This is a genomic window from Bordetella sp. 15P40C-2, from assembly GCF_009763235.1.
In the GTDB taxonomy this organism is placed as follows: Bacteria; Pseudomonadota; Gammaproteobacteria; order Burkholderiales; family Burkholderiaceae_B; genus Bordetella_A.
In genome coordinates, this window is record NZ_WSJA01000055.1 from 1 (window position 1) to 4,370 (window position 4,370).

Sequence of the window (4,370 nt, forward strand, 5' to 3'; positions counted from 1 at the left end):
GGCTTCGGCGGCGGCAGGCGCGGGGGCCGCGGCGGACGTGGCGGTTTTGGCGGTGGCTTTGGCGGCTTCGGCGGTGGCGGTGGCCGCAGTGGTGGCGGCGGCGCCTCAGGCCGCTGGTGAGGGGTCCCGCTCGTCGCGGGCCAGCACGCGCGCGAGTTCCACGACGACTTGTTTACGCCGCTCGTCGTCCTCGTGGCCTTTGTTCAAGGCCGACCATTCCGGGCGGCTGCGGGCTTCCTTGAGCGCCTTGGGCAATCGGGCCGAGCGCCAGGCATCATCGGCGGGCGTGTCCAGCCTCACAGGCTCGCGAGCGGCATGGCCGCGCCGATCCAGGGCCTCGATCAATTGCCGCTGGCGCAAGGCCAGCAGGCGCAAGATCGCATCGTCGACGGTGATTTCGCGATAGCCACGCAGCTTGCCCAGCAAACGGCCTCCCAGCCGTTCCACTCCCTGCCACAGACCGCCCGCGGCCGCGCCGATCAGCATACCCGTGCCCAGGCTTAACCCCGCGCTCAGCATATCGACCGCGGCACCGGCCATGGCGCCAGCGGCCATGCCCGTGCCCAGGCGGATACCCATATCCTTGATTGCCTGCGGGTGAAACAGATCCATGCCCCAACGCATATCGACTAAGGGCAAATCGTTGTCCGCGTAGTCGTTGCGATGGAAGTTATAAAGCGCGAGCAAGGCATCGACGCACGCCTGTTCGCGGCGCCGCACACGCGCGCGCAAGGCTTCTGCCTGACTTTTCAGCGCTTCTTCGTCGGCGGGGCTGGTCACGCGCAGCGCGGCGACATCGATCAACAGATCCGCGGCCAGTTGCCATGCGGCCTGGCGCCGCTCTTCTCGCTCGCGCATCAGCACATCCGCGAGACGATGCAGCGTCTGCGCATGTCGATCCAGCAGCACCGCCAATTTCGCATACAGCTGGTGTTCGCCATCCAGCGGCGGTGCAATGGTGTCGAATTCGAGCGCCGCGTGCAGCCCCAGGCGCGCCATGGCATCACGCCATTCATCGGCGCGGTGATGTGGGGCGTTAACGAAGTTCAGCACCGGCAGCAAGGGCCGGCCGCAGGCTGCGAGCAGAGCGAGCTCGTCGCGGTGTTTGCTCAACACGGGGTCGCGGGCGTCAATCACGTACAAGGCGGCGTCGCAATCGAGCATCTTGGTGAGCACGCGCGCTTCCTGCTCATAACGGCGATGTGCTTCGGGCGAATCGAGGAAACGGCGAATACGCGCCGGGCCATCGCGGCGGGTATCGGGGTCGTCCAGGCGCTCCAGATATTCCAAGAGCGCGATACTGTCTTCCATGCCGGGCGTATCGAACCATTCGAGCGCGGGCTTGCCGTCGAGGCTCAAACGGGCGCCCTCGACATGGCGGGTGGTGCCAGGGCTGTCGGCCACCTCGCCAAAATCGCTTCTACGCGTGAGCGTGCGCAAGAGCGAAGTCTTGCCCGTATTCGTGTGACCGACCACGGCGATCTTTAGCATCGCATCAGTCATTGCCTGACTCCAGCCAGCGTAGAGGCTGATCCTCGTTATGCAGAATGGAAGTTTCCGCCATGCCAGCCGCCATCAGGCGTTCACGCCACGTCGTACGGCGATCGGACGCAGTTTCGCGCTGGAGATCCAGATACAGCCAGACGCGCGTATCGCCCGCCAGTTCGGCCAGCGACGCGATCAGCCCCATCGTGCCGCGATCCGGCGTCTGGCGTGCATCGCAGGCAATCAAAAGCCTGGGCGTATGGCTGTCGGAAAGCGCGTCGCGTACGCGGTTGCGCTGTTCGCGCGAATCGAGATTGCCCGCGTTTTGAATGGTGTCGGGCATATCGGCCGGCGGCCACGTGACTTCGGCCGGCAGCTCCAGGCTGACCAGGACCGGCTGCGTTCCCCACGAGACCGTCGCGTCGTCGGTCCGTGTCGCACCGACCTGCGGCTGATGGATGTCATCGACCGGCCGGTCGATACCGGTGGATTGCGCCGCCGGTAGCAGGCGATCGCGCAGTGCCGCATAGCCGGGCAACGTAGGATCGATGCGCAAGCCGCGCAGTGCGCGACGAGCTTGCAACGTGCACCATATCGCTGCCACCAGGCGCGGCAGTATGCCGTAGACCACCATGACGCCGATCAGCCAAACCGACCATTGCGCCTGTGCGGCCGCCGGTAGCGCTTGCGCGCCATCGCTTGCGCGGACGATGTTCTCGGCGGGGATCGTGAAGCCGAATTGCGCTGGCAGCCAGCCGATCGCGTGCGTGAGCGTCACGAAGGTATCTGGCTGCAAGATCGTGGTGGCCCAGACAAAGCGATAGCTTGCCGTAGAGAGTAAAACCAACAACGTCATCAGCGCGGCCATCAAACCAGTAAGCCACAGCCCGTGACTGATCGCGCCGAAGAGACCCCGGATCGCGCCGATGCGTCCCAGCAAATTCATTAACGCCTGGGGCACTAACGCCGCATCGGGGCCGCGCGCGAATTTGCGCGTGATCCATAGCCATAGACGACCGAGCACGGTGGCATGACGCGGCCGCAACAGCAAGGACGCGAGCCAAAGCACCAGCGTCAGGAGATTCAAGCCCAGTAAGGCACCGAGCGCCCACAGCACATTGACCGGCCGCGTGCCGTCGCCCAAAGCCCCGGCGGCCGAGCCGATGCCGGTCAGGAGGGCAAGGATGAACAGGATGGACAGGCTGATCAGCGCGCCCTGTCGCCAACGGCTGACGAGCTCGTCCAGGCCTTCACGGCGGCCCAGCGATTGCGCGCGCAGCAGTATCCTTGGCTCTAATGCCTCGGGCCCCCGACGGGCATGCCGCACCGCGTCGGCGTCTTCAAGCGGGCCCCAGTGTTCCTCGCGCAGACGCAAGGTCTCCGCCAGCCAGTGGTGCTGCCACGGCGGAATGTCGGCGGAAAGCTTTGTGACAGCGTCAGGCGCGGCCATTAACTGTCGGAATCGGGTTTAACCGTGTCGGTCGAGCCAAACCAGGTCTGCAATTTCTGCGCGGCCTGTTGCTTTACATCGTCAGTGATGTAGAACGCCACCGTGGCCAGCGCGGCAGACATCACACCCAGATCATCGGTGTAGCCGACGAGCGGTGCCAGATCCGGGATCGCGTCCAACGGCAACACGAAATACCCCAGCGCGCCATAAATCACCCGGCGAGCCCATTTCGGCGTGTTCGGGCTTTGCACGGCGTAATACAGCCACAGCGCTTTTTCCAAGGCCTGCTTGCCGGCCGCCGACGCATGGCGGGTCGCCTTGCGCCAGAAGCGCTGGTCGGAATAAGCCTTTTCGTAGGTGGGATTCAAGGTCGACATAGTGCGTAGACGCTGGCGCGTACGGTGACGGTATGAATTGATTGTAGAACGTTTGTACCGTCGCCTTTCGGATGACTGAATGCCGGGATGTATTCCACCTTCATAACGCGCTGTGGCTCGCCGTGTTGGGCGTCGCCGTCACCGCCAATCAGCCCCCGGCCGGGGGCTGGCATTGTGCAGCAACCGCCCATTGACTTGCTGTATCCTATTTTCTACACTGAACTAATGAAAGTGATCCTCACCACCGAGAGGTTTGACGAATGGCTTGCGAGCCTGCGCGACCGCCGAGCATATCAGCGCATTCAAGTGCGTATTGCCCGGGCTGAGGATGGAAACTTCGGAGACTGTTGCCCGGTTGGCGAGGGCGTGTCTGAAATGAGGATTCACTACGGGCCGGGTTATCGCGTGTATTTCGCGCAGCGCGGCATGGAAATCGTTGTGCTGCTTGCTGGGGGCGACAAGGCCACGCAGAAGCAAGACATTAAGGATGCGCTCGCCTTGGCGCGTCAACTGTAGGGTGCCACTATGAGCAAATTGAAACTTCGCCGCTGGGATGCCGCCGAGCACCTCCAAACTACTGAGGACATGGCGCTGTACCTGGAAGCATGCCTAGAGGAAGCCGGGGATGATCCTGCATTTATTGCCAAGGCGCTGGGAACCATCGCTAAAGCAAAAGGCATGACGCAGCTCGCGGAGCAAACAGGCCTTGGAAGGGAGAGTCTCTATAAGGCGCTTTCTGGCGAGGGCAATCCGAGTTTCGGAACCATCCTGAAAGTGACTTCCGCATTGGGCATTCGACTCCACGCAGCGCCTGCCTGAGTCGTTGCAGGGACACGCATGTATTTCATGTAGTTTGTACAAGGCAATTCCGTCATGCCGGTACCCCTACCGCAGACAGTAAAAAACCCGCAAAGCCTTAGCTGGTGCGGGTTTCATAGACGTCCTGATATTGCTAGGCTCTACATCATAAACGGGGGACGACCAGCATTCATTAGACTTGTTTTTGCGAAGAACCTGTCTAAAGGAAACAATGCTGATGTCCCCAATCGATTCTATCC

Annotated in this window: 5 protein-coding genes; 2 read left to right on the forward strand and 3 right to left on the reverse strand. The window is 62.5% G+C overall.

The window, feature by feature from the left end; all coding sequences use genetic code 11:
- Positions 1-105 precede the first annotated feature (105 nt).
- Genes GOQ25_RS18115 through GOQ25_RS18125 form a run of 3 tightly spaced genes read right to left on the reverse strand, consistent with a single transcriptional unit; the run spans position 106 to position 3,312 of the window.
- On the reverse strand, positions 106-1,503 hold the full coding sequence (locus tag GOQ25_RS18115; RefSeq protein WP_160351882.1) for a GTPase/DUF3482 domain-containing protein: 1,398 nt from the start codon (positions 1,501-1,503) through the stop codon (positions 106-108).
- Positions 1,496-2,935, reverse strand: coding sequence for a DUF2868 domain-containing protein (locus GOQ25_RS18120; protein WP_160351883.1), 1,440 nt, complete (start codon positions 2,933-2,935; stop codon positions 1,496-1,498). The genes GOQ25_RS18115 and GOQ25_RS18120 overlap by 8 nt, the downstream gene beginning before the upstream one ends.
- Positions 2,935-3,312, reverse strand: a complete 378-nt coding sequence (locus GOQ25_RS18125) for a YkvA family protein (RefSeq protein WP_160351884.1) — start codon at positions 3,310-3,312, stop codon at positions 2,935-2,937. The genes GOQ25_RS18120 and GOQ25_RS18125 overlap by 1 nt, the downstream gene beginning before the upstream one ends.
- Positions 3,313-3,537: 225 nt before the next feature.
- Here GOQ25_RS18125 and GOQ25_RS18130 point away from each other — a divergent pair, with 225 nt between their 5' ends.
- A complete protein-coding gene (locus GOQ25_RS18130) occupies positions 3,538-3,828 on the forward strand; it encodes a type II toxin-antitoxin system RelE/ParE family toxin (protein WP_160351886.1) in 291 nt (96 codons plus the stop codon).
- A 9-nt stretch (positions 3,829-3,837) separates the two neighbouring features.
- Positions 3,838-4,131 carry an addiction module antidote protein gene (locus tag GOQ25_RS18135; RefSeq protein ID WP_160351885.1) on the forward strand — a complete coding sequence of 98 codons (294 nt, stop codon included), beginning with the start codon at positions 3,838-3,840 and terminating at the stop codon, positions 4,129-4,131.
- Positions 4,132-4,370: the final 239 nt, after the last annotated feature.